This is a genomic window from Kitasatospora sp. NPDC089509 (genome assembly GCF_044749365.1).
Classification (GTDB): domain Bacteria; phylum Actinomycetota; class Actinomycetes; order Streptomycetales; family Streptomycetaceae; genus Kitasatospora.
Genome location: NZ_JBIVHS010000005.1, coordinates 1 through 26,305 on the forward strand (window position 1 = coordinate 1; position 26,305 = coordinate 26,305).

At 72.8% G+C, this 26,305-nt stretch carries 24 protein-coding genes and 1 rRNA gene; 17 read left to right on the forward strand and 8 right to left on the reverse strand.

The features are described 5' to 3' along the window. The 5 genes from rrf to ACIP4P_RS12215 form a co-directional block, all read left to right on the forward strand. Positions 1-92: ribosomal RNA gene (gene rrf / locus ACIP4P_RS12195) — 5S ribosomal RNA — on the forward strand; the annotation flags it as partial. 251 nt (positions 93-343) lie between these two features. Beyond that, entirely contained in the window at positions 344-2,935 is a 2,592-nt protein-coding gene (locus tag ACIP4P_RS12200; protein ID WP_400917170.1) for an ATP-binding protein, read from the forward strand. A gap of 170 nt (positions 2,936-3,105) precedes the next feature. After that, on the forward strand, positions 3,106-3,786 hold the full coding sequence (locus tag ACIP4P_RS12205; protein ID WP_033351413.1) for a response regulator: 681 nt from the start codon (positions 3,106-3,108) through the stop codon (positions 3,784-3,786). Positions 3,787-3,851: 65 nt separating this feature from the next. Continuing rightward, positions 3,852-4,259 (forward strand): OB-fold nucleic acid binding domain-containing protein, encoded by a 408-nt coding sequence (locus ACIP4P_RS12210; RefSeq protein WP_400917172.1) that lies wholly within the window; start codon positions 3,852-3,854, stop codon positions 4,257-4,259. A gap of 2 nt (positions 4,260-4,261) precedes the next feature. Further along, on the forward strand, positions 4,262-5,086 hold the full coding sequence (locus ACIP4P_RS12215) for a DUF3159 domain-containing protein (protein WP_400917174.1): 825 nt from the start codon (positions 4,262-4,264) through the stop codon (positions 5,084-5,086). Between the two features lie 103 nt (positions 5,087-5,189). Here the strand turns inward: ACIP4P_RS12215 and ACIP4P_RS12220 are convergent, their stop codons facing one another. Beyond that, a complete protein-coding gene (locus ACIP4P_RS12220; RefSeq protein ID WP_350510882.1) occupies positions 5,190-5,861 on the reverse strand; it encodes a TrkA family potassium uptake protein in 672 nt (223 codons plus the stop codon). Next, positions 5,861-6,529, reverse strand: a complete 669-nt coding sequence (locus tag ACIP4P_RS12225; protein WP_350510883.1) for a TrkA family potassium uptake protein — start codon at positions 6,527-6,529, stop codon at positions 5,861-5,863. Before ACIP4P_RS12225 ends, ACIP4P_RS12220 begins: the two co-directional genes overlap by 1 nt. A 247-nt stretch (positions 6,530-6,776) precedes the next feature. Here ACIP4P_RS12225 and ACIP4P_RS12230 point away from each other — a divergent pair, with 247 nt between their 5' ends. Continuing rightward, positions 6,777-8,852 carry an APC family permease gene (locus ACIP4P_RS12230; RefSeq protein WP_400917177.1) on the forward strand — a complete coding sequence of 692 codons (2,076 nt, stop codon included), beginning with the start codon at positions 6,777-6,779 and terminating at the stop codon, positions 8,850-8,852. A 410-nt stretch (positions 8,853-9,262) separates the two neighbouring features. Beyond that, positions 9,263-10,558, forward strand: coding sequence for a TRAM domain-containing protein (locus ACIP4P_RS12235; protein ID WP_350511197.1), 1,296 nt, complete (start codon positions 9,263-9,265; stop codon positions 10,556-10,558). A 117-nt stretch (positions 10,559-10,675) separates the two neighbouring features. On the opposite strand, the gene ACIP4P_RS12240 is transcribed toward ACIP4P_RS12235, so the two are convergent. After that, a complete protein-coding gene (locus ACIP4P_RS12240; protein WP_350510885.1) occupies positions 10,676-10,870 on the reverse strand; it encodes a hypothetical protein in 195 nt (64 codons plus the stop codon). A 330-nt stretch (positions 10,871-11,200) separates the two neighbouring features. Between ACIP4P_RS12240 and ACIP4P_RS12245 the strand changes: the two genes are divergently transcribed. Both ACIP4P_RS12245 and ACIP4P_RS12250 read left to right on the forward strand, forming a co-directional pair. Then, positions 11,201-11,437 (forward strand): toxin-antitoxin system HicB family antitoxin, encoded by a 237-nt coding sequence (locus ACIP4P_RS12245; protein WP_350510886.1) that lies wholly within the window; start codon positions 11,201-11,203, stop codon positions 11,435-11,437. A gap of 29 nt (positions 11,438-11,466) precedes the next feature. Beyond that, positions 11,467-11,862 carry a fic family toxin-antitoxin system, toxin component gene (locus tag ACIP4P_RS12250; protein ID WP_400917790.1) on the forward strand — a complete coding sequence of 132 codons (396 nt, stop codon included), beginning with the start codon at positions 11,467-11,469 and terminating at the stop codon, positions 11,860-11,862. Between the two features lie 79 nt (positions 11,863-11,941). On the opposite strand, the gene ACIP4P_RS12255 is transcribed toward ACIP4P_RS12250, so the two are convergent. Further along, the gene (locus ACIP4P_RS12255; RefSeq protein ID WP_400917180.1) at positions 11,942-12,787 is read right to left on the reverse strand and encodes a GNAT family N-acetyltransferase; all 846 of its coding nucleotides are present in this window, start codon (positions 12,785-12,787) and stop codon (positions 11,942-11,944) included. Positions 12,788-13,070: 283 nt separating this feature from the next. Here ACIP4P_RS12255 and ACIP4P_RS12260 point away from each other — a divergent pair, with 283 nt between their 5' ends. The 6 genes from ACIP4P_RS12260 (at position 13,071) to ACIP4P_RS12285 (ending at position 18,606) form a co-directional block, all read left to right on the forward strand. Continuing rightward, positions 13,071-14,033, forward strand: coding sequence for a RimK family alpha-L-glutamate ligase (locus tag ACIP4P_RS12260; RefSeq protein WP_400917181.1), 963 nt, complete (start codon positions 13,071-13,073; stop codon positions 14,031-14,033). Then, complete coding sequence (locus tag ACIP4P_RS12265; protein WP_400917183.1) at positions 14,030-14,824, forward strand: RimK family alpha-L-glutamate ligase; 795 nt, start codon at positions 14,030-14,032, stop codon at positions 14,822-14,824. The genes ACIP4P_RS12260 and ACIP4P_RS12265 overlap by 4 nt, the downstream gene beginning before the upstream one ends. Before the next feature lie 180 nt (positions 14,825-15,004). Next, positions 15,005-15,847, forward strand: a complete 843-nt coding sequence (locus ACIP4P_RS12270; protein ID WP_400917185.1) for a putative RNA methyltransferase — start codon at positions 15,005-15,007, stop codon at positions 15,845-15,847. A 163-nt stretch (positions 15,848-16,010) separates the two neighbouring features. Then, positions 16,011-17,363, forward strand: coding sequence for an AAA family ATPase (locus ACIP4P_RS12275; RefSeq protein ID WP_400917187.1), 1,353 nt, complete (start codon positions 16,011-16,013; stop codon positions 17,361-17,363). Between the two features lie 90 nt (positions 17,364-17,453). Continuing rightward, positions 17,454-17,816 (forward strand): nucleotide pyrophosphohydrolase, encoded by a 363-nt coding sequence (locus ACIP4P_RS12280; RefSeq protein ID WP_400917189.1) that lies wholly within the window; start codon positions 17,454-17,456, stop codon positions 17,814-17,816. 166 nt (positions 17,817-17,982) lie between these two features. Beyond that, complete coding sequence (locus tag ACIP4P_RS12285) at positions 17,983-18,606, forward strand: DUF6099 family protein (RefSeq protein WP_400917191.1); 624 nt, start codon at positions 17,983-17,985, stop codon at positions 18,604-18,606. On the opposite strand, the gene ACIP4P_RS12290 is transcribed toward ACIP4P_RS12285, so the two are convergent. The 3 genes from ACIP4P_RS12290 to ACIP4P_RS12300 form a co-directional block, all read right to left on the reverse strand. Continuing rightward, positions 18,543-18,764 (reverse strand): hypothetical protein, encoded by a 222-nt coding sequence (locus tag ACIP4P_RS12290; protein ID WP_400917193.1) that lies wholly within the window; start codon positions 18,762-18,764, stop codon positions 18,543-18,545. The two genes, ACIP4P_RS12285 and ACIP4P_RS12290, sit on opposite strands and share 64 nt — an antisense overlap. A 427-nt stretch (positions 18,765-19,191) precedes the next feature. Then, positions 19,192-20,448: a Shedu immune nuclease family protein gene (locus ACIP4P_RS12295; RefSeq protein WP_400917194.1), complete on the reverse strand. Its 1,257-nt coding sequence runs from the start codon at positions 20,446-20,448 to the stop codon at positions 19,192-19,194. Positions 20,449-20,742: 294 nt separating this feature from the next. Then, positions 20,743-21,714 (reverse strand): GlxA family transcriptional regulator, encoded by a 972-nt coding sequence (locus tag ACIP4P_RS12300; RefSeq protein WP_400917196.1) that lies wholly within the window; start codon positions 21,712-21,714, stop codon positions 20,743-20,745. A gap of 126 nt (positions 21,715-21,840) precedes the next feature. Between ACIP4P_RS12300 and ACIP4P_RS12305 the strand changes: the two genes are divergently transcribed. Continuing rightward, positions 21,841-22,764 carry an NAD-dependent epimerase/dehydratase family protein gene (locus tag ACIP4P_RS12305; RefSeq protein WP_400917792.1) on the forward strand — a complete coding sequence of 308 codons (924 nt, stop codon included), beginning with the start codon at positions 21,841-21,843 and terminating at the stop codon, positions 22,762-22,764. A gap of 168 nt (positions 22,765-22,932) precedes the next feature. Beyond that, positions 22,933-25,107, forward strand: coding sequence for an RNA polymerase recycling motor ATPase HelR (helR, locus tag ACIP4P_RS12310; RefSeq protein WP_400917198.1), 2,175 nt, complete (start codon positions 22,933-22,935; stop codon positions 25,105-25,107). 131 nt (positions 25,108-25,238) lie between these two features. On the opposite strand, the gene dapD is transcribed toward helR, so the two are convergent. Beyond that, positions 25,239-26,228: a 2,3,4,5-tetrahydropyridine-2,6-dicarboxylate N-succinyltransferase gene (gene dapD, locus ACIP4P_RS12315; RefSeq protein ID WP_400917200.1), complete on the reverse strand. Its 990-nt coding sequence runs from the start codon at positions 26,226-26,228 to the stop codon at positions 25,239-25,241. Positions 26,229-26,305 lie beyond the last annotated feature (77 nt).

The following is a 26,305-nucleotide window of genomic DNA, read 5'->3' on the forward strand; positions in this document are numbered from 1 at the left end:
CGCCCGGTTACATTCCGAACCCGGAAGCTAAGCCTCACAGCGCCGATGGTACTGCAGGGGGGACCCTGTGGGAGAGTAGGACGCCGCCGAACAATCATTCAGAAAAGGCCCACCCGGGTTATCGGGTGGGCCTTTTCGCGTTCATCGGAAATCGGATGAAAACGGGCGGAAGGGCCCGGGGCGACCCCCGCCGAGTGGCTGCTTCTTCGTCAATATGCCGCTAAAACCGCCTGATCAGCGGACTGATCAGCGGAAAATCGCTGCTCACGCCGTAGTCTCGAAGGCAGGGGGAACAGGTGTCCGGGGGTGGCTCCCGGGCAGAGCCGGATCAAGAATGGTGCTCATGGGACGAGGCAGGCTGCGCATCTACCTCGGGGCGGCCCCCGGGGTCGGCAAGACGTACGCCATGCTCGCCGAGGCACACCGGCGGCAGGAGCGTGGCACGGACGTCGTGGTGGCGTTCGTGGAGGACCACGGCCGGCGACGGACCGCGGACCTCGTCGCCGGGCTGGAGGTCGTGCTGCGGCAGCAGGTGGTGCACCGGGGTGCCCGGTTCTCCGAGATGGACCTGGACGCCGTGCTGGCGCGCCGCCCGCAGGTGGCGCTGGTGGACGAGCTGGCCCACACGAACGTGCCGGGCTGCCGCAACGAGAAGCGCTGGCAGGACGTCGAGGAGCTGCTCGCGGCCGGGATCGACGTGATCTCCACCGTGAACGTGCAGCACCTGGAGTCGCTCGGGGACGCCGTCGAGGGCATCACCGGGGTGCGCCAGCGGGAGACCGTCCCGGACGAGGTGGTCCGCCGGGCGGACCAGATCGAGCTGGTGGACATGTCCCCGCAGGCGCTGCGGCGACGGCTGGCGCACGGCAACGTCTACATGCCGGAGAAGATCGACGCCGCGCTCGCCAACTACTTCCGCCCGGGCAACCTGACCGCGCTGCGCGAGCTGGCGCTGCTGTGGACCGCGGACCGGGTGGACGAGTACCTGCAGAAGTACCGCGCCGAGCAGGGCATCGTCGGCACCTGGCAGGCCCGGGAACGGATCGTGGTCGGCCTGACCGGCGGCCCGGAGGGGGCCACCCTGATCCGCCGGGCGGCCCGGATCGCGGCCCGGGTCTCCGGCGGCGAGCTGCTGGCCGTGCACATCTCCCGCTCGGACGGGCTGGCCGGCACCGGCTCGCCGCAGACCCTGATCGAACAGCGCGCGCTGGTGGAGAGCCTCGGCGGCTCCTTCCACAACGTCCTGGGCGACGACCCGGCCGAGGGGCTGCTGGACTTCGCCCGCGGCGTGAACGCCACCCAGATCGTGCTCGGCACCAGCCGCCGGCCCGGCTGGCAGTACCTGTACGGGCCGGGCGTCGGCACCCTGGTCACCCAGAAGGCCGGGGACATCGACGTCCACATGGTCACCCACGAGCACGCCGGGCACGGGCGCCGCGGCAAGATACCCGTGCGGCGGACCACCGACCTCGGCCGGACCCGGACCGTCGCCGGCTGGCTGATCGGGCTGGCCGGCCCACCGCTGCTGGCACTCGTGCTGACCGCGATCGGCGGGCTGGGCCTGTCCACCGACATGCTGCTGTTCCTGTCGCTGACGGTGCTGGCGGCGCTGGTCGGCGGGCTGCTGCCGTCGATCGGTTCGGCGCTGGTCGGCTCCTCGGTGCTGAACTTCTACTTCACCCCGCCGCTGCACACCTTCTCCATCAACGAGCCGCAGAACATCATGGCGGTGGCGATATTCACCGTCGTCGGCTGCTCGGTCGCCTCCGTGGTGGACCTGGCGGCCCGGCGCACCCACCAGGCGGCCCGCGCCCAGGCCGAGGCGCAGACCCTCAGCGCGCTGGCCGGCACCGTGCTGCGCGGCGCCCCGAACGGGGACGGCGTGCTGACCGCGCTGATGGAACAGGTCCGGGAGACCTTCGCGCAGGAGAGCGCCGCGCTGCTGGAACGCCCGGAGCCGACCGGCGGCTGGGTGGCGGTCGCCACCGCGGGACCGCGCCCGCCGGAGCGGCCCGAGGAGGCCGACGTGGACGTGCCGGTCGGCGAGAGCCTGGCGCTGGTGCTGCGCGGCCGGGTGCTGCCCGGCGCGGACCGGCGGCTGCTGGGCGCCTTCGCCGCCCAGGCCGCCGTGGTGCTGGAGCGCCGCCGGCTGGCCCGGGAGGCCGCCGCCGCCCGCCGGGAAGCCGAGGGCAACCGGATCCGCACCGCCCTGCTGGCCGCCGTCTCGCACGACCTGCGCACCCCGCTGGCCGGGATCAAGGCCTCGGTGAGTTCGCTGCGCTCGGCCGACGTGCAGTGGGACCCGGAGGACGAGGCCGAGCTGCTGGCCGGCATCGAGGCCGGGGCCGACCGGCTCGACCACCTGATCAACAACCTGCTCGACATGAGCCGGCTGCAGACCGGCACCGTCACCCCGCTGATCCAGGAGACCGACCTGGACGAGGTGGTCCCGTACGCGCTCGGCGGCGTGCCGCCGGAGTCCGTCCGGCTGGACGTGCCCGAGACGTTGCCGATGATCCAGGCCGACGGCGGCCTGCTGGAGCGCTCGCTGGCCAACCTGGTCGAGAACGCCGTCAAGTACAGCCCGGAGGGCGTCAAGGTGCTGGTCAAGGCCGACGCCCTGGAGCCGCCGGGCGGGCCGGGCCGGGTCGAGCTGCGGATCGTGGACCGCGGCCCGGGCGTGCCCGAGGACGCCAAGGAACGGATCTTCGCACCGTTCCAGCGGTACGGGGACGCACCGCGCGGCGCCGGGGTCGGCCTCGGCCTCGCGGTGGCGCGTGGGTTCGTCGAGGCGATGGACGGTACCGTCACCGCCGAGGACACCCCCGGCGGCGGCCTCACCATGGTCGTCAGCCTGCCCGCCGCCGAGCGGCCGCCCGAACCGGACGGGCCGCCCGGGGAGGGCAGCGACCCGCTCTCGGAGCTGATCACGTGAGAGCCGGGCCCCGCGGCTGAGGTCCGGCCGGTCGGGCGGGAGCGGCCGGCCCGACCGCGCACCGGCCAGCCGGGCACCGGCCGCCGGTCCCCGGCGGCCCGCGCCGCAGCCGTACGAACAGCACAGACACAGTCCGTTAGATCCGACAGCCCGAAAGGCGGAGCCCGTAAATGACCCGGGTCCTCGTCGTGGACGACGAACCGCAGATCGTCCGCGCACTGGTGATCAACCTCAAGGCCCGCAAGTACGAGGTCGACGCGGCCCATGACGGGGCGAGCGCGCTGGAACTGGCCGCCGCCCGCCATCCGGACGTCGTCGTCCTCGACCTGGGCCTGCCCGACATGGACGGCGTCGAGGTGATCCGCGGCCTGCGCGGCTGGACCCGGGTGCCGATCATCGTGCTGTCGGCCCGGCACGCCTCCGACGAGAAGGTCGAGGCCCTGGACGCCGGCGCCGACGACTACGTCACCAAGCCCTTCGGCATGGACGAGCTGCTCGCCCGGATGCGGGCCGCCGTGCGCCGGGCCGAGCCGGTCGCCGGGGAGGACGACTCGCTGGTCGTCACCGAGAGCTTCACCGTCGACCTCGCCGCCAAGAAGGTCAACCGGGACGGCACCGACGTACGCCTCACACCCACCGAATGGCACCTGCTGGAGGTCCTGGTCCGCAACGCCGGCCGGCTGGTCAGCCAGACCCAGCTGCTGCAGGAGGTGTGGGGCCCGGCCTACCGCACCGAGACCAACTACCTGCGGGTCTACCTCGCCCAGCTGCGCCGCAAGCTGGAGCGCGACCCTTCGCACCCGCGCCACTTCATCACCGAACCGGGCATGGGCTACCGCTTCGAGAGCTGACCGGGACGGCCCCCGGCGGCGGCGACGCCTGCCGCCGGGGCCCCCGAACCCGGTACCCTGCCGACATGAGTGGTGACATCAGCAGGGGCCAGCCGCAGGGGCGGTTCCGCCGCATGCTCAACCGGCTGACCTCCTCGGCCGAGGAACTGGACGCCGAGGACCTGCGCCAGGAGAGCGCCGCCGAGTCGGGCTGCACGCCGATCGCCGGCTGTGCCGACCGTCAGCTGGTCACCGTCGCGGGCACCCTGCGCACGGTGACGCTCCGCCCGCGGGCCGGGGTGCCGGCCCTGGAGGCCGAGCTCTTCGACGGCACCGAGGCGCTGGAGGTCGTCTGGCTGGGTCGCCGCTCGATCGCCGGCATAGAGCCGGGCCGCCGGCTCGTCGCCAGCGGCCGGATCAGCCACGCACGCGGGCGCCGCGTGCTGTTCAACCCCCGCTACGAACTGCGTCCGGTCGGACACGGGAGCGAATGAGCGTGAGCAACCACCCCGGCGGAGACGCCGCCCGGATCGACCTGGACGCCACCGACGTGGCCGCCTGGCAGGACGCCGCCGCCGCGGAGGCGGTGGACGGACTGGCCCGGTCGATCGACGGCACCGGCCCGGCCGCCGACCGGCCGCTCGACCCGGCGGCCGCCGAAGCCGCCCGGCAGGCCGCCTCCAAGGAGGCCGCCGACACCGTCCTCCAGGCCTTCGGCGGCGTGCGCGGCATGATCGACATGACGCTGCCCGGCCTGGTCTTCATCGTCACCTACAACGTCACCCACCAGGTCAGCGCCGCGGCCTGGGCCGCGCTCGGCCTCAGCGCCCTGTTCGTGGTGGCCCGGCTGGCCCGGCGGGAGACCATCCAGCACGCCTTCAGCGGCGTGTTCGGCGTCGCCCTCGGCGCCTGGATCGCCATGAAGAGCGGCAAGGCCGAGGACTTCTACCTGCCCGGCCTGCTGTGGAGCGTCGGCTACTGCGCCGCCATGGCGGTCTCCGCCGTGGTCCGCTGGCCGATGATCGGGGTGATGCTCGGCCCGATCACCGGCGAGATGTTCACCTGGCGCAAGGAGAACCCCGGCCGGCTGGCCGCCTACACCAAGGCGACCTGGGCCTGGGTGGTGATCATGGGCCTCAAGCCGGTGATCCTCTTCCCGCTGTACTTCACCCACAACGTCAACCTGCTCGGCTGGCTGAAGGTCGCCCTCGGCATCCCGCCGCTGCTGCTGGCGATGTACGTGACCTGGCAGATCCTGCTGAAGGCGCCGCCGCCGATCAAGGCGCAGCTGGACGACGAGGAGGAGCCGGCGGCCAAGTAGCCGCTCTCCGCCCCGGTACGGCCGAGGGCCCGCATCCCATCGGGGATGCGGGCCCTCGGCCGTACGCGCGTGCGGTCCTGCCGGGCGGTCCTGCCGGGCGGTCCTACTGGGCGCCGGAGGTGGCGGACAGCAGCTCCTCCAGCTCCTCCTCGCGCTCCTGCGCGGCCACGAACAGCAGCTCGTCGCCGCCGTCCAGGGTGTCGTCCTTGCTCGGCACCAGCACCCGGCCGCCGCGGATGATGCTGACCAGCGCGGTGTCCTGCGGCCAGGTGACGTCGCCGACCCGGGTGCCGACCAGCTCGGCCTCGCCGGCCAGGGTCAGCTCGACCAGGTTGGCGTTGCCCTGGCTGAAGCGCATCAGGCGGACCAGGTCGCCGACGCTGACCGCCTCCTCGACCAGCGCGGACATCAGCCGCGGGGTGGAGACGGCGACGTCCACGCCCCAGGACTCGTTGAAGAGCCACTCGTTCTTCGGGTTGTTCACCCGGGCGACCACCCGCGGCACCGCGTACTCGGTCTTGGCGAGCAGCGAGACGACCAGGTTGACCTTGTCGTCACCGGTCGCGGCGATCACCACGTGGCAGCGCTGCAGCGCCGCCTCGTCCAGCGAGGTGATCTCGCAGGCGTCGGCCAGCAGCCACTCCGCCATGGGCACCCGCTCCACCGAGATGGAGTTGGGGTTCTTGTCGATCAGCAGGACCTCGTGACCGTTCTCCAGCAGCTCGCCCGCGATCGAGCGGCCCACGGCACCGGCCCCGGCAATGGCGACCCGCATCAGTGACCCTCCTCCTTCGGCCCCTGCGCGAACGCGGCCTCCACGGCCGTCAGGTCGGCCCGGCGCAGCATCACGTGCACCAGGTCGCCTTCCTGCACCACCATCTGCGGCGAGGGGAGCACCCCTTCGCCGAGCCGGGTGACGAACGACACCCGGGCGCCGGAGACCTCCTCCAGGCTGCTGATCCGCTGACCGACCCAGGCCGGGTGGTACGCCACCTCGGCCAGCTGGACGCTGCCGCTCGGGTCGTTCCACAGCGGCTCGGCGCCGCTCGGCAGCAGCCGGCGCAGCATCTGGTCGGCGGTCCAGCGGACCGTCGCCACGGTCGGGATGCCCAGGCGCTGGTACACCTCGGCTCGGCGCGGGTCGTAGATCCGGGCCGCGACGTTCTCCACGCCGAAGGTCTCCCGGGCGACCCGGGCGGCGATGATGTTGGAGTTGTCGCCGCTGGAGACGGCGGCGAAGGCCCCGGCCTCCTCGATGCCCGCCTCGCGCAGGGTGTCCTGGTCGAAGCCGACCCCGGTCACCCGGCGCCCGTTGAACCCGGCGCCGAGCCGACGGAAGGCGGTCGGGTCCTGGTCCACCACGGCCACCGAGTGACCCTGTTTCTCCAGCGTTCTCGCGAGGGCGGAGCCCACGCGGCCGCAGCCCATGATGACGATGTGCACCGGCGCTACCTCACCCGTCCCGAAGGGTTCTTGACCTGCGCAAACACCGTTCATCTCCGTTTCCCGCCCGGGTACGCCGGGGCGAGGGTCCTCGTGGGGCGTCGGCCGGACTGTGCTCGACAACCAGAGTGTTGCCCACCGACTCGTATCCGACACGCTAGCCGGTCCACCGAACGCAGTCGCGACGAAGGGGGGGATAAACGGCGCAAGCCCCGCCGGGAAACCCCTACGATTCCTTAACGTGCCTATGCCGACTGACCTTCCGAAACGCCTCTTGATCGGGCGCGCCCTGCGCAGCGACAAACTCGGGGAGACGCTCCTCCCCAAGCGGATCGCGCTGCCCGTCTTCGCCTCGGACGCGCTCTCCTCGGTCGCGTACGCCCCCGAGGAGATCCTGCTCACGCTCTCCGTCGCGGGCGCCTCGGCGATCCACTTCTCCTGGCAGATCGGCGTCGTGGTGGCGATCGTGATGCTCGCCGTCGTCGCCTCGTACCGGCAGAACGTGCACGCCTACCCCAGCGGCGGCGGCGACTACGAGGTGGCGACCGTCAACCACGGCCCGGCCGCCGGGCTGGTGGTCGCCGCGGCCCTGATGGTCGACTACGTGCTGACCGTCGCGGTGTCCACCACCTCGGGCGTCGCCAACGTGGTCTCCGCCGTCCCGGCGCTGCGCGGGCACGAGACGATCGTGTCGGTTGTCGTGGTGGTCCTGCTGATGGGCATGAACCTGCGCGGGGTGCGCGAGTCCGGTACCGCCTTCGCCGTCCCCACCTACGCCTTCATGATCGGCGTGATGGGCATGGTCGGCTACGGCTTCCTGCGGCACTTCGTGCTCGGCCAGTCCATGCCCGCCGAGAGCTCCGGCTTCCACCTCGCCGCCACCCCGGGCAACGAATCGCTGGCCGGCTTCGCGATGGTGTTCCTGCTGCTGAAGTCCTTCTCCTCCGGCTGCGCCGCGCTCACCGGCGTGGAGGCGATCTCCAACGGCGTCCCGGCCTTCCGCAAGCCGAAGAGCAAGAACGCGGCCACCACGCTGCTGATGATGGCGAGCGTCGCCGTGGTGATGTTCATGGGCATCATCTGGCTGGCCCGGCTGACCGGCGTGCAGATGGCCGAGAACCCGTCCGAGCAGCTGGTCGGCGCCGGCTCCGGCTACCACCAGAAGACCGCGCTGGCACAGATCAGCGAGGCCGTCTTCAACAACTTCACGCCCGGCTTCTACTTCGTCGCCGCCGTCACCGGACTGATCCTGGTGCTGGCCGCCAACACCGCCTTCAACGGCTTCCCGGTGCTCGGCTCGATCCTCGCCCAGGACCGCTACCTGCCGCGCCAGCTGCACACCCGCGGTGACCGGCTGGCCTTCTCCAACGGCATCATCCTGCTGGCCATCGCCGCGATCCTGCTGATCATCGCCTTCGACGCGGACCCGACCCGGCTGATCCAGCTCTACATCGTCGGCGTCTTCGTCTCCTTCAACATGAGCCAGTCCGGCATGATCCGGCACTGGACCCGGCTGCTGCGCACCGAGACCGATCCGGCCGCGCGGCGCCACATGCAGCGCAGCCGGGCCATCAACGGCTTCGGCCTGGTGATGACCATGGCCGTGCTGGTCGTCGTCCTGGTCACCAAGATCGGCCACGCCTGGATCGCGATCGCCGCGATGGTCGTGCTGTTCGTGATGATGAAGGGGATCCGCCGCCACTACGACCGGGTCTCCGAGGAGCTCACCGCCGCCGAGGAGCCGGACGACGCGGTGCCGCCGACCCGGGTGCACGCCATCGTGCTGGTCTCCAAGCTGCACAAGCCGGCGCTGCGCGCCCTCGCCTACGCCCGGCTGGCGCACGCCCACACCCTGGAGGCCGTCACCGTCAACGTCGACCCGGCCGACACCGCGGCGCTGCGGCGGGAGTGGGACGAGCGCGGCATCGAGGTGCCGCTCAAGGTGCTGGACTCGCCGTACCGGGAGATCACCGGCCCGATCCTCGACTACGTGAAGAACCTGCGGCGCAGCAGCCCGCGCGACGTGGTCGCGGTCTACATCCCGGAGTACGTGGTCGGGCACTGGTACGAGCACCTGCTGCACAACCAGAGCGCGCTGCGGCTCAAGGGGCGGCTGCTGTTCAAGCCCGGGGTGATGGTCACCTCGGTGCCCTGGCAGCTGGAGTCCTCGGAGCGGCGCAGGCCGCTGAAGGCCTGGTCGCCGCCCGGCTCCGTCCGCCGTGGCGAGCCGCGGGCGCCGAAGGCCGTAAAGTCGAAGGATTCCGTCCGTGCCGGTGAGAACGCCGGTGCCACCTCCGACCGCAGCAAGGAATCCTCCCAGTGACGCGCAACACTCCGCCCCGCTCCTCGGGCTCCTCCGGCGCCTCCGGCAAGGGCAAGGGCGCCCGTCGGGGCGGCTCCCAGCCCGGAAAGGTGGCCCGGCCGCGCTGGGGCAAGCCGCAGCGCCCGGAGGCCACCGACCGTGACGGACTGACGGCGCGCACGGCGCCGGTCGTGCCGGCCGAGCCGTCCGTCGAGCAGCCGGTCCGGGCCGAGAAGCCGGCGCGGGCCGAGAAGCCGGTCCGGGCCCAGAAGGGCGCCCAGGGCGAGAAGGGTGCTCGGACCGAGAAGGGTGCCGCGGGGGCTGCCGGGAAGGCGCCGCGCAAGCAGGCGGTGCGGCCGCCGAAGGCGCTGCGCGGCGCGGGGGCGCGGCCGGCGCGGCCGGCGCGGCCGGAGACGCCGTCCGGGGATCCGCTGGTGGGCCTGCGCTACGAGGTCGAGGTCGGCCCGGTCGCGCACGGCGGCGGGCACTGCGTGGCCCGGCACGAGGGTCGGGTGCTGTTCGTCCGGCACGCGCTGCCCGGTGAGAAGGTGGTCGCCCTGGTGACCGAGGGCACCACCACCTCGCGGTTCCTGCGCGCGGACGCGGTGGAGGTGCTGGAACCCGCCAAGGAGCGGATCGAGGCGCCCTGCCCGTTCTCCGGACCGGGCAAGTGCGGCGGCTGCGACTGGCAGCACGTCACCCCGGGCGGGCAGCGCAAGCTCAAGGCGTCGGTGCTGACCGAGCAGCTCGCGAAGCTGGCCGGGCTGACCCCGGCCGAGGCGGGCTGGGACGGCAGCGTCGAGCCGGTCGGCGGCAAGCTGCAGCCCGGGCAGGTGCCGGCCTGGCGCACCCGGGTGCAGTACGCGGTGGACGCGGAGTCCGGCAAGGTCGGCCTGCGCAAGTACCGCTCGCACGAGGTGCAGGTGATCGACCGCTGCCTGATCGCCGCCGAGGGCGTCACCGAGCTGGGCATCGAGTCCCGGGACTGGCCGGGCGTGGCGAGCGTCGAGGCGTTCGCCGCCAGCGGCTCCTCGGACCGTCAGGTGGTGCTGACCCCGCGGGACGGCGCCCAGCTGCCGCTGGTCGAGCTGGACAAGCCGGTGTCGATCGCCCGCGTCGACGCGCAGGGCGACCTGCACAAGGTGCACGGGCGCTCGTTCGTGCGCGAGCGGGCGGCCGGGCGGACCTGGCGGGTCAGCAACGGCGGCTTCTGGCAGATCCACCCGGAGGCGCCGGACACCCTGGTCGACGCGGTGCTGGACGGCCTGGACCCGCAGTGGGGCGAGAACGCGCTGGACCTGTACTGCGGGGTCGGCCTGTTCGCCGGCGCGCTGGCCGACCGGGTCGGCGAGGACGGTGCGGTGCTCGGCATCGAGTCGTCCAAGCAGGCCGTGGTCGACGCCCGGCACAACCTGGCCGCGCTGGACAACGTGCAGATCGAGTGCGACCGGGTCGAGACGCTGTTGCCGCGCACCGGCATCACCGCCACCGACCTGATCGTGCTGGACCCGCCGCGGGCGGGCGCCGGGCGCGAGACCGTCGCGCACCTGGTCGGCCTGGAGGCGCGTCGGATCGCGTACGTGGCCTGCGACCCGGCGGCGCTCGCCCGGGACCTGGCGTTCTTCCGCGAGGGCGGCTACCGGCCGGTCTCGCTGCGGGCCTTCGACCTGTTCCCGATGACGCACCACTTCGAGTGCGTGGCGATCCTGGAGCCGGCCGGGAAGTGATCCCGGAGGCGCGGTGACCGGGGGACGACCCCGGAGACGGCGAGGAGACGGCGAGCAGACGCCGAGGAGGCGGCACCCGTGGCACACGGGGGCCGCCTCCTCGGCGTTCGCGGGCCGCTACTCGTTGTGCTCCTCCTCGTCGGCGGTGTGCGGGAGGTCGATGCCGTGCTGGGCGGCGAGCCTGATGAGTGAGGCGACCCGGCCCTCGTACGCCTGGACGCCGTCGGCGTCCCCTTCGGCTCGGGCCGTCGCGAGGTCCCGCCGGGCCTGGGCGAGCTGCTCGCGCAGCTCCTGGTCGAACATGGCTGTCATTGCCGGCCTCCAGAAAACCGGTCGGTGCCGCTCGGGGAACGCTCGGGAGAGTTCAGAGTCCCGGATGGTGCAGGACTGTTCAAGTCGGGTCCGGTCAGGTTCAGGGTAGGTCCGGTCGGGTACCGGTGTGGGGCCGGGGGCTTCCGGTTCGGCTTCCCGTCCGGTGCTCCGTCCGGCCTCGCGTCCGGTTTCCCGTTCGGTTTCCGGGGTGGGGTGGGGGTCCGGGCCGCGGTTCGGTGACGGACAGGTTGCGCGGGGGCGTGCGGCAGGTGTGCGGGCGGTGTGCGTGCGCCCTTGTTGTGCTAGCACTTCGGCGCTAGCTTGAACGGCATGGGCAAGAAGCAGCTGAACGTCCGAGTGGACGCCACGACCGCGGAGATGGCCCGGGAACGGGCGGAGCAGCAGGGGATCAGCATGAACCAGTACATCGAACGCCTGGTCCAGCAGGACATGGGTGAGTCGGGACAGGCCTTCATCGACGCCGCCGCACAGTTCATGAAGGAGTACGAGACGGCCTTCCTCGCCGAGTTCGGGGAGTCGGGCGAGCTCCAGGACGTGCGCCGTTGAAGCTGGAGGTCGACCTCTCGTGGCTGCTCATGACCGCCGAGCAGTACACGCCCGGTGACCCGCAGGTCACTGACTACGGCTCGCTGCTCGCGGCGGTCACCCGGCACCAGGCCGAGATCTTCGACATCTCCGTCTACCCCGAACCGCCGGACCGCGCGGCGGCGCTGATGCACCAGCTGATCCGGGTGCCCGCGCTGGAGAAGACCAACGAGCTCTTCGCGACCGCCGTCGCCTACGCCTACCTCGTCGCCAGCGGCTGCACCGTCGCCACCACCGCCCGTGAGGTGCGCAGCCTCTCCCGGGCCATCCGGGAGGGGCGGCTCGGGGTGTCCGGGGTCGCCGAACGGCTGGCGGCCTGGGTGGTCGACGAGGCGGAGGGGGAGGGCGTCACGGGGGCGGAGGACGAGGACGGGGACGACGACTGAGTGCCGTCCCCGTCCGGGGTCGGGGCCTGGGCCGGGCGGGTCGTGCGGGTCCCTGCACGGGCCCCGGGCCCCGTGAGTCCTACGCGGGTTCGGCGATGAGGGCCGTCGCGAACGGGCGGAAGCCGGCCCGGCGGTAGATCCGGGCCACGTCCTCGTCCGCGGCGGACAGGAACACCGTCCGTACGCCGTTCGCGCGGGCGTGCGCCACCAGGGCCGCGGTCACCGCCAGACCCAGCCCGCGCCGACGGGCGGACGGGAGCGTCCCGACCCCGACCACCTCGGTGACCGGGCCCACCGGGTTGTGCTGGCCAGCGCACAGCACCTCGTCGCCGTCCAGGACGGCGGCCAGCGCGGAGACACCGTCGGTGATCCGCCCGGCGATCCGCGCCACCGCGCCCTCGTCCGTCAACCTGGCGGCGGCCGTGGCCAGTTCGGCCGCTCCGGCGGCACCGATCGCGGTGCCCGGGTCGCCGAAGGCCAGGTGCGGGACGGCGACCGCGGCGGCCAGCTCGGGGGCGTCCGCGCCCAGCACCCGCACCGTCACCCGCTCCGGGAGGGCCGGCGCCGGGGCCGCCCCGTCCTCCGGGCCGAGCACCAGCAGCGGGTGCTCGTGCACGGCCAGCCCGGCCGCCTCCACCGCCGCGCGCAGCTCCGGGTTCTGCTCGGCGACCCACTCGAAGGCCTCCGGCAGGCCCAACTCCCGCTGCCGCTCCAGCACCCGGCGGACGTCCTCGGCGGTGGCGGCCGGGCCGTCGTGGCCGGGGGTGGGGCGGGCGTAGTAGTGCCAGCCGGTGCTGCCCTTGCGGACGAACAGGGTCAGCGGGCCGAAGTCCTCGGCGACGGCGGCGCTGCGCGGCACGGCGTCGTAGTAGCACTCGATCGCCTGGAGCAGGGCGGGGTCCGGAGCATGATCAGCTGAAGTCACGGCGTGCATCCAAGCAGGAGCGCCGGTGGGGCGCCACCGAATTCCGGCGGGACCGTCTTCGTCGAACGGCCTCCGACGAACGGCCTCCGTCGCACGGCCTTCGTCGAGCGGTGGCTGCCGAACGGTCGTTGCCGGAAGGTCGTTGCCGAACGATTGTTGCCGAACGATGACCCGCTCGCGGCGATCTTGTGCGTCTGCGCCGGGCATGCTGAGGCCTTCACAGCTCTGCCGAGGGGGACGGCGGACGTCCGCACTCGGCGAGGCAAGGGGGGAAGTCAGGCCCATGAGGCTCTGCTTTCTGGTGGAGGAGCACTACCGGCGGGACGGCATGCCGCTGGACGTCGTGCGTCAACTCGCCGCGTGGGGGCATCGGGTGGACGTGCTGCGCCCCGGTGACTCGCTGCTGGCGATCTCCGAGGCGGTCCGGGCCGGCAGCCACGACGCCTGGGTGCTCAAGACCGTCTCCGGCGGCCCCGGGCTCACTCTGCTGGAGGCGGCCGCGGCGGTGGGCCTCACCACCGTCAACGACGTCCGCTCGATCCGGGGCGTCCGGGACAAGGCACTCGCCGCCGTCATCGCCCGCACCCGCGGCCTGCCCGCCCCGGTCACCTACGCCGCCGCCCGCTGGGAGCGCCTCGCCGACATCCCGGCCGCCGAGTACCCGCTGGTGGTCAAACCGGCGGACGGCAGCTCCGGGCGGGGCGTGCGGCTGGTCGCCGGGCCCGACGACCTGACCGCGCTCGGGCCCGAACTCGCGCGGGAGGGGCTGCTGATCGCGCAGCCCTACGTCCCCAACGGCGGCACGGACCTCAAGGTGTACTGCGTCGACGGCGAGCTCTTCGCGACGGAACGGTCCTCCCCGCTGCACCCCGGGCACGCCGTGCGCGAGCGGCCGGTGCCGCTGCCGGGGAGCGTCGCGCGGATCGCGGCGCAGGTGGGCGAGGTGTTCGGGCTGGATCTGTACGGGGTCGACGTGCTGCTCGGGCCGGACGGGCCGGTGGTGGTGGACGTCAACGACTTCCCGAGCTTCCGGCAAGTGCCGGACGCGGTGGCCCGGGTCGCCCGGGCGGTGCTGCGGCTCGCGCGCAGCGGGACGGCGGCGTCGGTGCCTTCAGCGCCTTCAGCGCCTTCGGTGTCGGCGGTGAGTGCGGTGTCCTCGGTGCCTTCGGTGTCGGTGCCCGCGCTGGTGTCGGCGGGTGGCGGCGACGGTGGCCGGCTCGGCCCGGCGGAGGGTGGGCTGGGATGAGGGTCGGACTGATCGCGCGCGACCCGGGGCATCCGGTGCTCGCGGCCGCCGCCGGGGTGCTGGCGCGACGGGGATGCGGGGTGGAGTATGTCGGGCCGGACGGCGGCGTCGGAGCGGGGGCCCTCGCCGACGTCTACCTGCTCAAAGCGCGAACACCTCAAGCACTTTCACTGGCAAGGGATTTGGAGCGGCGCGGGGCAGTCGTGGTCAACTCGGCGGCGGCGACCGGACGGTGCCAGGACCGGGTGCGGATGGCGGAGCTCGCCCGCGGCGCCGGACTGCCGTTCGCGCCGACGCTCGCGGCCGGGGTGCTGGCCCGACTCGCCTGCCCCGCCCACCCGTTCGTGGTGAAGAGCCGACACAGCCGGCGCCACGACCTGGTCGCGCTGGTCGACGGTCCGGACCGGCTGCGGGAGCTGGTCGGACGCTGGCCGGCGGAGGAGGTCGTCATCCAGCCGTATGTCCGGGGGAACGGCTGGGACCAGAAGCTGTGGGTGGTCGACGGGCAGCTGTTCGCCGCCCGGCGGCGCTCCGAACTCGCCCCGGAGGGCGAGGAGTCGGTGGCCGCGGAGGAATGGGAGCCGTCCGCCGGACAGGCCGCGCTGGCGCTGCGGGTCGGCGAGGTGTTCGGGCTGCAGGTGTACGGGGTCGACCTGCTGGACGGGGCCGCCGAGCCGGTGATCGTGGACGTCAACGCCTTCCCCGGCATCCGCGGGCGGCCCGGTGCGCCCGAGGCCGTCGCCGGGCTCGCCCTGCGGGTGGCGGGGGAGCGGGCCACCGGGTCTCGCTAGCGTGCTCGCGGCGCGTCGGCGCCGTGTCGGCGCCGCGTCGCTGGCGTACCGGCGGCGTCTGCGCGACGGCGGGCGGCCGGTCGGTGCCGGCGCAGCGCGGGCGGCCGTCGCCGGCACGGGTGGTTAGGCTGGCTGACGCCCCCGACCGGTCGGGGCCGAACGGCGAGAGAAGACGGAACGTTGCTGCAGGACATCGAGCCCTACCTGGCCTGCCCCCACTGCGCGCAGGACCTCACCCGGCACGAGCGCAGCCTGCGCTGCCCCGCCGGGCACAGCTTCGACCTCGCCAAGCAGGGCTATGTCAGCCTCCTCGCCGGCGACGCCCACACCGGCACCGGGGACACCGCCGAGATGGTCGCCGCCCGGGCCGACTTCCTCGCCGCCGGCCACTACCGGCCGATCGCCGACGCCCTCGCCGAGGCCGCCGCGGCGGCCGGCGCCGACCCGGAGGGCCTGGTCGCCGACCTCGGCGCCGGCACCGGCCACTACCTGGCCCACGTCCTGGAGGCCCTGCCCGGCCGGGTCGGCGCCGCCCTCGACATCTCCAAGTACGCGCTGCGCCGCGCCGCCAAGGCCCACCCCCGGATCGGCGCCGTGGTCTGCGACGCCTGGCGCCCACTGCCGCTGCGCGACGCCTCCACCGACCTGATGCTCAACGTCTTCGCCCCGCGCAACGGCCCCGAGATCCGCCGCGTGCTGCGCCCCGGTGGCACCCTGCTGCTGGTCTCGCCCACCGCCCGCCACCTGCGCGAACTCGTCTCCGCCCTCGGCCTGTTGTCGGTCGACGAGGACAAGCAGCGGCGGATCGACGAGAAGCTCGGCCCCTACCTGACGCCGGTCGACCAGCGGTCGGTCGAGTTCACCCTGCGGCTCTCCGCGCAGGACGTCCGCACCGTCGTCGGCATGGGGCCGAGCGCCTGGCACACCGACCCCGACCGGCTCGCCGCCGCCCTCGCGGAGCTGCCGGAACCGGTCGAGGTGACCGCTTCGGTGACGGTGGCCGGGTACCGGCGGTCGGTGTAGGCCCTCCGCTCCGGTTTGTCCGGCTGCTACCCGCGCGGCCGCGGGCTCGACGGTGGGCGCCGGGGCGGCCCCGGTCAGCGGTGTGCGGCAGGTTCGCCACGTTGGGATGAATCTGGCGCGCAGACACGTTTCGCCCCGCCCGGCTGCGGCTAACGTCCGACGGGTGAACCGCGACGTCGCCGCGCCCGTCGGGCCGGCCCAACTGCGCCCGGGCGCCCCGGGGCCCGACCGGCCGCCCGTGCCACGCCCCACCGTCGAGGAGCTGCGGCTCACCTCCTTCAAGTCCTACCGGCGGGCCGTCCTGCCGCTCGCGCCGCTCACCGTGCTGCACGGGCCGGCCGGGGTCGGCAAGTCCAACGCCCTGGACGCGCTGGCCGTACTCGCCCGGCTCGCCCTCGGCGAGGAGATCGCCGGCTCCCTGGACGGACTGCCGGCCCGCACCGGCCCGCTCGCCACCCCCGTGCGCGGCGGCCTGGCCGGCTGCGTCCCGCACGGACGGGACGCCGTCATCCTGGGCTGCACCGTCCGCTCGCCGCGCGGCCGGATCCGGCTCGACCTGGTCATCCGCACCGACGGAGCGGTCCGGATCGCCCGGGAGTCGCTCAGCCTCGACGGACGCACCCTGGTGGACACCGGCGAACAGGACGTCCGGAACGGGCGCGTCAACGTCTGCTGGCACAACGACACCCGTCAGGGCGACATCCGGGCGCCGTTCCCCAGCGGCACCATGATCACCGCGCAGCTGCCGCTGCGGGTGGCCGGCTCGTCCACCGGCGAACGACTCGTCCTCGCCGCCACCGAGGACCTCCTCACCGCGCTGCGCGAGGTCTTCCCGCTGCACCCGGTCCCCGCGCTGATGCGCGGCTGGGCCGCAGCCGACCCGCAGGCCCGGTTGCGCAGCAACGCCGCCAACATCTCGGCCGTCATCCACCGGCTCGCCCACGAGTGCCCGCGCCGCTACGGGCAACTGCTGCGGGCCGTCCAGACGGCCGCGCCGCACCCGCTGCTCGGGCTCACCCTCGCCGAACGCGAGGGTGAGCGCGGGGCGGCGCGGCGGGTGCTGGCCGTCTTCGACGAGGGCGTGCTCGGCCGCACCGGGGCCGACCAGGCCTCCGACGGGATGCTGCGCCACCTCGCCTTCGCGGCGGTGCTGCTGACCGGTGCCGGGGTGCTCGACCTCGACGTGGCCGCCGAGGTGCCGTGGGCGCACCGGCAGCTCACCGTGCTCGCCGAGGACCTCGGGGCGGGGCTGGCCACCGAGCAGGCCGCCTCGCTGCTGCGGCTGGCGCGGGACATGGCCGGGCGCAACCAGCTGCGGGTGGTGGCCGCGCTGCAGGGGCCGGCGGCGGCCCGGGAGGCGTTCGGGGCGGGCGAGGGGCGGTCGGGGGAGGTGGCAATGGTGGAGTGCCGGCGGGATCCGGGGACGGGGCTGACGGTGCTGAGGGCGGAGGCGAGCCGGGTGCCGGTCCAGTGCGGGCGGGGGGAGGAGGGCTCGGCTTCGGCCGGGGGGCGGTGATGCGGTAGACCTGGGGGCGTGAACGAGCGAGTGACGAGGTCGGTGTCGGGGTCGGAGTCGGGGCCCGGGTCGGGGCCGGTGGAGCCGGTGGTGACGCCCGGGGAGCCGAGCCTGGAGGGGCTGCGGCAACGGCTGGTGGAGTTCGCGGCGGCCCGGCGCTGGGAGCCGTTCCACACGCCGAAGAACCTGGCGGCGGCGCTGAGCGTCGAGGCCGGGGAGCTGCTGGAGATCTTCCAGTGGCTCACGCCCGAGCAGGCGGCCGCGGTGATGTCCGACCCGGAGCGGGCCCACCGGGTCCGCGACGAGGTCGCGGACGTGCTCGCGTACCTGGTGCAGTTCTGCACGGCGGTCGGGGTCGACCCCCTGGAAGCGCTCGCGGCCAAGATCGAGCGCAACGAACACCGCTTTCCGGTGCCGGACGAGGCGGCCGACGTCAACCCGGACGTGGGCTGACCACCCGTGTGAGGGACGGAAGTTATCCACAGCCCCTGGGTTGTCCACAGCTTTCACAATGGTGGATGCGCCCCACCCCGCCCTCCCCGCACGCTCTCCCCGTGACCACTCACCGCCCCGGCGGCGGAGCTGGTCGACGGCGACGACGAGCGGAAGGAACGGGGCCATGGAGGCGCTGCGACTGATCAAGACGGCCCGGCACGCCCTGGCCGAGGCCAGGCACGTGCCGGATGTGTTGGCCGAGGCACGGCAGGCGGCGCTGCTCACTGAGGCGGTGGGCGCCCTGCTGACGGAGTCGGAGGAGGACGACGACCTCCCCGGGCTCGGCCAGCAGCTCTCCGAGGCGGGCGCGCATGCCGCGATCTGCCTGGGCAGGTCCGTCGCCACGAACGCCCTGGTGCACGGCGGCCGGGTCGGCCGGATCACCGAACTCGGCGAACCGGCGGTGGCGTTGGAGGCGCTGGACGACCTGCTGCGGGAGGTCGGGGAGACGCTCGTGGTGCTGGCCTGCGGGGCCGACAGCGAGAGCCTCTACTGGGCGTGCATCGACGGGGTCGACGCGGTGTCGGAGTGCAAGGACGTGACCGCGCGCTTGATCGAGGCGGCCGATCGGGGTGGCGGAGCGGAGCGTACGGTGCTCGGCGGCGCGGAGCCGGAACCGGACGGTCGGAGTGCGCCGTTACTGGTGGTCCGGCTCGGCCCGCCGGGCGAGGACGGCCCGAGCGACTACCGGGTGACCGGCGCGGCCGAGGCGCCGGCGGTGTCGGAGGTGTCCGTGTCGGCCGGGTAGGCGTGGTCCGGGGTGATGTCCTGGGTGTCGGACTGCAGCGCGGCGAGGTCCGCGGTCACCGAGGCGAGCAGTTCCTGCATCTGCTCAAGCAGGGTCTTGGGGGTCGCGGGCCCGGCCGGGCCGCTCGTGAACTGCGGCGTGGCAGAGGGTTCGGACATGACGGGGACCTCTTCGGATCGGTGGTGCGGTGTGCCGCAGCGACCAACGAACCGTTCCGGCCGCCGGTCACCGCGCACCACCCGATGTGGTCCAACCCCGGTACGCCGTAAGCCTCCCGGGTGATCCGAGGTTGCCGCTGCGACACACCCTCGGCTAGGGACCGGATCCACCGGGGTGGAGCGGAGGAGGGTGGGCGGAGGGGGAGGAGAGGCCTAAGGAAGCGACGGAATCCAGAAGTTGGGCCCCGGCGCCGCGCGATCGCGCGGCGCCGAGGCCCAGAAAAGCACCATCAGGAGGAGTGCTGGCTCACGAGCACGAAGCGTCCATGAGCTCGGGCACTGTTCAACACGCTTAGAAAGCATGTTGGGAGCAATCCATCACGAGTTTGAATCTCGTGCCATCCGCCGTCTTCCATCAGTGCAGTCACTATGTCCCGGAGGGATCCCCGAGAGAGCGGTCGGCGTTGTCAATGAGTTCCTTGTACGTGATGACCTCTACACGATTCACGTGCGTGTTGAACGTCCGAAGCGCTTCGTTGATCTCCCGCTCCGGAACGCTCGGCTGGACGGCTGGATGGCCAATCAGGACGATGGCGCTTGCTCGGCGTGTCTCGATGCCGAATTCTTCGAAAATCTGCTGACGGTTCTCATCCAGCCCGACAAGGTAGTTGACTGCTTGCCCTACGGCATCGTGCACCTCAGCAGTAGGCACCCATGCTCCGCGATGTTGCTTCACCAGCGGCCCCTTCATGCTCATGGCCCGCTTCAACTCGACTATGTGAAGGCTTCCGTCACCGCGGATCAGAGGAATGTCGACCTCGTCACCGGATACCAACCTGCGCTGGGCGGCTTCCCCAACGAAACGCCCACCGAAGATCCAATACTGCCCCTCCAGCGCCCGTTGCAGGTCCAGCTCCGTGGCTGTTCTGTCCTCCGCCACCATGCGCAAGCTGGCCAGACGGGCCGAGCGCCGCTGAAGCTGGGCTGCCCGGAGGATCATCTGGCCATCTGGGTCAGCGGCCAGGAGGGCCCATGCCTCCGGTGTCGCAGCAATCCGCTGAGCTGCTTCACCCGGGTCTTCGATATCGATCCGTTCTTGGAGCACACGTTCCAGCCACACCATCTTCTCCGCCCGACCACGAAGGAGTGAGTAGCGTCCTGGCCGGTCTTCCGGTGCTACGAGGTACCGTGCGTCATGGCTTAGTGAGTCGATGTGGGCCAGCAGATCATCCACACCTGCACCGGGGTGTTGCTCCAGATACTCGCGCCCCGCCTCGGCGACGTACTTGAAGTTGATCTCAAGCGTGCCCGCCACAAACCTCCGCAGTCGCTGGTTGCGGATGCCGTCTTGAAAGAGTCGATATCTCTCGTCGAACTCTGGCTGCAGGATTCGTTCCTCGGCGTAATCGATGGAGTCCTGCAGTAGACGCACAACATCCCACTCACCCACCGAGGCTGCGTGTCCGCGCGCCGCCACCAAGAGTTGCACGAGCGGTTTCCCGCCTCTGCGGTGGCCACCTCGTCCGGTTCTCATGTGCTGGAGCACGGAGGAGAGCGCTCGCTTCACCTCGGCGTTCGCCGTCTGCTCGTGAACGTACTTGAGCTGCAGGTCCAGTGAGAAGTCTGATCTGACACCCATGGCCTGAAGTGTGACCGGCAGGTGTGACAGTTCCTCGTGAGTCAATCCACCATCGTGGACATGCTGTCGAGCTTGAGGAGCCTCCTGGTCTCAGTTCTGGTCTCGTTCACCCCCGTCCGGCCGGGTTCGGCGGCTGCCTAGCGGTTCGCTCCGACGCAGGTCAGAACGGGTGTGAACCTCGGCGGACGGCGTTCGAGAGAATTGGAAAGCGTGTTGGGGGCAACCCTCACGAGTTCGAATCTCGTATCCCCTGTCCTGATCGAAGGCCCGGACCGCCCCGTGCGGTCCGGGCTCTCGGCGTGGTCCGGCCCCGTTGTCGGACGCGGTTGGGATCGGGGCTCAGCCTGGGCTCGGGGTGTCTTCTCGGCGGGGGGCGTGGGTGAAGGCGGTGCGGTAGGCCGTGGGAGTCAGGCCGGTGTGTCGGGACACGTGGTGACGCAGGGAGTCGGGGGTGGCGAGGCCGCTGAGCCGGGCGACCTGGTCCATCGGCAGGTCGGTCGTCTCCAGGAGTTCCTGGGCCCGGATCACGCGCTGGTGGAGCAGCCACTGCAGCGGGCTCAGTCCGGTCTCCTCGTGGAACCTGCGGGTCAGGGTGCGGACGCTGCTCGCCGCGTGGGTGGCGAGGTCGGTGCGAGTGAGCGGTTCGTGCAGGCGGTCGAGCGCCCAGGCCCGGGTCGCGGCCAGCGAGGTTCCCGTCTCGGGTGGCAGCGGTGTCGCGATGAACTGTGTCTGCCCGCCGGGCCGCACCGGCGCCGCCACCACCAACCTGGCGACCGCGTTGGCCGTCGCCGCACCGTAGTCGGTACGCACCAGGTGCAGGCACAGGTCGATGCCGGCGGACAGCCCGGCGGAGGTCAGCACGTTGCCGTCCTCGACGTACAGGACGTCGGGTTGCAGCCGGACCGACGGGAAGCGGGTGGAGAACTCCGCGGTCTTGGCCCAGTAGGTGGTGGCGCTGCGCCCGTCGAGCAGTCCGGCTTGGGCGAGGACGAATGCTCCGGTGCAGATGGAGGCGACGCGTTTGCCCGCGGTCGCGGCGCGGCGCAGGGCCGTGAGGACCTGCGGGTCGACGTCCTCGCGGGCCCCGGTCCCGGTCACGATGACGGTGTCGGCGTCGTTGACGGCCTCCAACCCGTGGGGAACGGTGACCTCCAGACTGCCGCTGGTGGCGACGAAACCGGGGCGTGCGGTGCAGACGCGGACCCGGTAGCCGGGGCGGCCGTCGACGACCGTCTCGCCGAGGACCAACTCGGGGATGGACAGGTCGAAGGTGGTGGCAGGGGGGACGGCGACGACGGCGACGCGGTGCATGGCCCGAACCTCCGGATGTTTGGCATTCGGGCCACTACTGTACGAGCCGCCCGCGGCGGAGGGTGGAGCAGTCGGGGCGGCCTGCCCCTTCTCGTGAACCATCAACCAGGGAGTACGAGCGTGTCCATGTACGTCATCGTGGGAGCCGGAGCCACCGGCGCTGCTGCGGCGCGGCTGTTGGCGGACACCGGTGAGCAGGTCCGGCTGGTCACCCGCCGGGGCGGTGGGCCGTTGCACGAGCGGATCGAGCGAGTGGCCGTGGATGCCACCGACACCGGCCGGCTGGTCGAGCTGGCCCGCGGGGCGGCGGTCCTGTTCAACTGCGCCATGCCGGCCTACGACCGGTGGCCGTCCCAATTCCCGCCGCTGGCCGCCTCGTTGCTGGTGGCTGCGGAACGCGGTGGGTCGGACTACGTGATGCTCGGCAACACCTATGGTTACGGGCCGGTCGACGGACCCGTCACGGAGGACCTTCCGATGGCACCCAGCAGCGTCAAGGGCCGCGTCAGGGCGCAGATGTGGCACGACGCGCTCGCCGCGTACGAGGCCGGCCGGGTGCGGGTGACGGAGGTCCGGGCGAGCGACTACCTCGGTGCCGGCGCCTACTCGCCGTTCACCATCATGGTGGGGGCGCAGGTGTTGAGCGGCGCGCCCGTCGCCTACCCGGGGCAACTCGACGCCCCGCACAGCTGGACCTACACCGGTGACGCCGCGCGCACGCTGATCGCCGCGGCCCGGAGCGAGGAGTCGTGGGGCCGGGCCTGGCACACGCCGTCCACCTCTCAGGCCCCGGTCCGTGAGCTGGCCGCGTCCCTGGCGCTGGCGGCCGGTGTGCCTGCTCCCGAGCTGGCCCACATGACCAGGGCCGAACTGGAGGAGATCGGCCGGAAGGATTCCGTCATGGCCGAATTCCCGGAGATGCTGTACCTGTACGACCGCCCCAACCTCCTCGACGCGGCGAACACGTCGGCGGTCCTGAATCTGACGTCCACGCCGATCCGCGCGGTACTGGACGAGATGGCCGCGGAGCACCTGGGTACCGCCGACTGAGCGCCGGAGCTCCGGGGAGGCCCACGAGGGGAGGAGGGCGGGGGAGGAGGGCGGGGAACGGAGGGGAAACACTCCTCCCGCCACTATCAATCTATAGCGGGTGGGGGGCCTTGCGGCAAGGCCCCCCTGGTGGCGCACAATCGCAGGCCTCAGATCGGAGCTGATGCCATGAACCCCCTGACCACCAGCGCTTTCGACCTCCCCGAGCGCCTGTCCGCGAAGGCCGCCCCCGCCCTCGTCGCGGGCGACGAGCGGCACTTCGCGGCCATCGCGGAGAGCCTGGAGCGGGCGATCGCCGAGCTCTCCGACCAGCTCGACGCCGTACGCCGTGCCCCGGGTGGGGCGGGGCAGGCGGCGATGGACCGGGACATCGAGGTGTACCGGCTGAGCGGCCGGCTGCGCGCGCTGCGCCGTTACGGGTTGGACCTGTGCCTGGGGCGGATCGTGGCCGCGGACGACGCCGAGCCGCTGTACGTCGGCCGGCTCGGGCTCACCGACAGTGAGGGTCGGCGGCTGCTGGTCGACTGGCGTTCGCCCGCGGCCGAGCCGTTCTTCGCGGCCACCCACGCCGACCCGCTGGGTCTGACGAGCCGCCGCCGGTACCGCTGGACCCGCGGCCGGATCACCGACTACTGGGACGAGGTGTTCACCGCCGAGGGCCTGGCGGGGCACGTCGCGCTGGACGACCAGTCGGCGTTCATCGCCAGTCTGGGCGGCAGCCGGTCGGCCCGGATGCGGGACGTGCTCGCCACCATCCAGTCCGACCAGGACGCGATCATCCGGGCCGGTTCGCGCGGCGCCCTGGTGGTCGACGGCGGTCCCGGCACCGGCAAGACCGTGGTCGCCCTGCACCGCTCCGCCTACCTGCTGTACTCCGACCCCCGGCTCGGCCACCGGGCCGGCGGCAGGAGCGGTGGCGTGCTGTTCGTCGGCCCGCACCAGCCGTACCTGAACTACGTCGCCGACGTGCTGCCCAGCCTGGGCGAGGAGGGGGTGCGCACCTGCACCCTGCGGGACCTGGTGCCCGAGGGCGCGGGCGCGGCGGAGGAGGCCGACCCGGAGGTGGCGCGGCTGAAGTCCTCGGTGGGGCTGGTGCGGGCGATCGACCGGGCCGTGCGCTTCTACGAGGAGCCGCCGACCGAGGGGCTGCAGGTCAGCACCCACTGGGCGGACCTCTGGCTGAGCGCCGAGGAGTGGTCCGAGGCCTTCGACGCCCCGGACCCGGGCACCCCGCACAACGAGGCCCGCGAGCAGATCTGGGACGAGCTGGTCACGATCCTGCTGGACAAGCTGGAGCAGGACGAGGACGAGGAGGTCACGCCCGAGCAGTTCGAACGGTCGCTGCGGCAGGACCGGGAGCTGGTGGAGACGCTCAACCGGGCCTGGCCGCTGCTGGACGCGACCGACCTGGTCGGCGACCTCTGGTCGGTGCCCGCCTACCTGCGGATGTGCGCGCCCCAGCTGGCCCCGGAGGAGGTCCGCACGCTCCAGCGCAAGCACGCCCCGCAGGCCTGGACGGTCTCCGACCTGCCGCTGCTGGACGCCGCCCGGCAGCGGCTGGGGGACCGTGAGGCGACGCTGCGCCGGCAGCGCCACCGGATCTCGGTGGCGGCCGAGCGCGAGCGGATGGCGGAGGTGATCGGTGACCTGATCCAGGCCGACGACGACGGCGAGGGCGTGGTGACGATGCTGCGCGGCCGGGACCTCCAGGACACCCTGGTCGACGAGGACGCGCTGTCCGACACCGGCGCGGAGCCGTTGGACGGCCCGTTCGCCCACATCGTGGTGGACGAGGCCCAGGAACTGACCGACGCCCAGTGGCAGATGCTGCTGCAGCGCTGCCCGTCCCGGAGCTTCACCATCGTCGGGGACCGCGCCCAGGCCCGGCACGGCTTCACCGAGTCCTGGCAGGAGCGGCTCGAACGGGTCGGCCTCGACCGCACCACGATGGCCTCGCTGAGCATCAACTACCGCACGCCGGAGGAGGTGATGGCGGAGGCCGAGCCCGCCATCCGGGCCGCGCTGCCGGACGCCAACGTGCCGACCTCGGTGCGCAGCAGCGGCGTCCCGGTCCGGCACGGGTCGGTGGCGGAGCTGGCGGCGCTCCTGGACGGCTGGCTCGCGGAGCACGACGAGGGCACGGCCTGCGTCATCGGCGATCCGGGCTTCCGGGAGCGGGCGCGGGTCCGTTCGCTGACCCCGGAGCTGGCCAAGGGGCTGGAGTTCGACCTGGTCGTCCTGGTCGACCCGGAGGCCTTCGGCGACGGCGTCGAGGGCGCGGTCGACCGCTACGTCGCGATGACCAGGGCGACCCGGCAGCTGGTGGTCCTGCGCAGCCGCTGACGGCGGCACGGGCGGGGCGGGCGCCGGGCGAGTGACGGGGCTGGCCGGAGGGGCCCGGCGCATCCGGCGCCGGGCCCCTCCGATCCGCTGTCCCCAGCGGCCTTCGGCCCCCAAGGGCCTTGGCCCGCAGGTCAGTTGTGGGCGTGCAGGTCCGCGTTCAGGCCGCCCCAGGAGCCGGAGCGGGCGATGACCTCGACCGCGCCGGTCTGCGAGTTGCGGCGGAACAGCAGGTTGTCCTGGCCGGACAGCTCGACGGCCTTGGCCACCTCGCCGTTCGGGGCGGTGACCCGGGTGCCGGCGGTGACGTACAGGCCGGCCTCGACCACGCAGTCGTTGCCGAGCGAGATGCCGATGCCCGCGTTGGCGCCGAGCAGGCAGCGCTCGCCGACCGAGACGACCTGCTTGCCGCCGCCGGACAGGGTGCCCATGATCGAGGCGCCGCCGCCGATGTCGCTGTGGTCGCCGACCACGACGCCCGCGCTGATCCGGCCCTCGACCATCGAGGTGCCGAGGGTGCCGGCGTTGAAGTTGACGAAGCCCTCGTGCATCACGGTGGTGCCGGCTGCCAGGTGCGCGCCGAGCCGGACGCGGTCGGCGTGGGCGATGCGCACGCCGCTCGGGGCGACGTAGTCGGTCATCCGCGGGAACTTGTCGATCCCGTACACGGCGAGCTGGCCGCCCTCGGCGCGGACGGCGAGGCGGGCCCGCTCGACGCCGTCCACCGGGACGGGGCCGATGCTGGTCCACGCGACGTTGGCGAGCAGACCGAAGATGCCGTCCAGGTTCTGGCCGTGCGGCTGGACCAGGCGGTGGCTGAGCAGGTGCAGGCGCAGGTACACGTCGTGGGTGTCGAGCGGCTTCTCGTCCAGCGAGGCGATGGTGGTGCGTACGGCGACCACCTCGACGCCGCGGCGGGCGTCGGTGCGCAGGGCGGCGGCCGCGCCGGCGCCGAGCTCGGCCTCGGCCTGCTCGGCGGTCAGGCGCACGGTGCCGGCCGGGCCGGGCTCGGCGGCCAGCGCGGGGGCGGGGTACCAGGTGTCGAGGACGGTGCCGTCGGCGGCGATGGTGGCCAGACCGGTGGCCACGGCGCCGTTCGGGAGGGAGGTGGATTCAGCAGTCACACCGTGCACGTTAACCAATGCGGGGCTCCGCTGCCGAACACGCCCAGGGTCCGGACGTGCCTGCCGGAGCCGCAGGC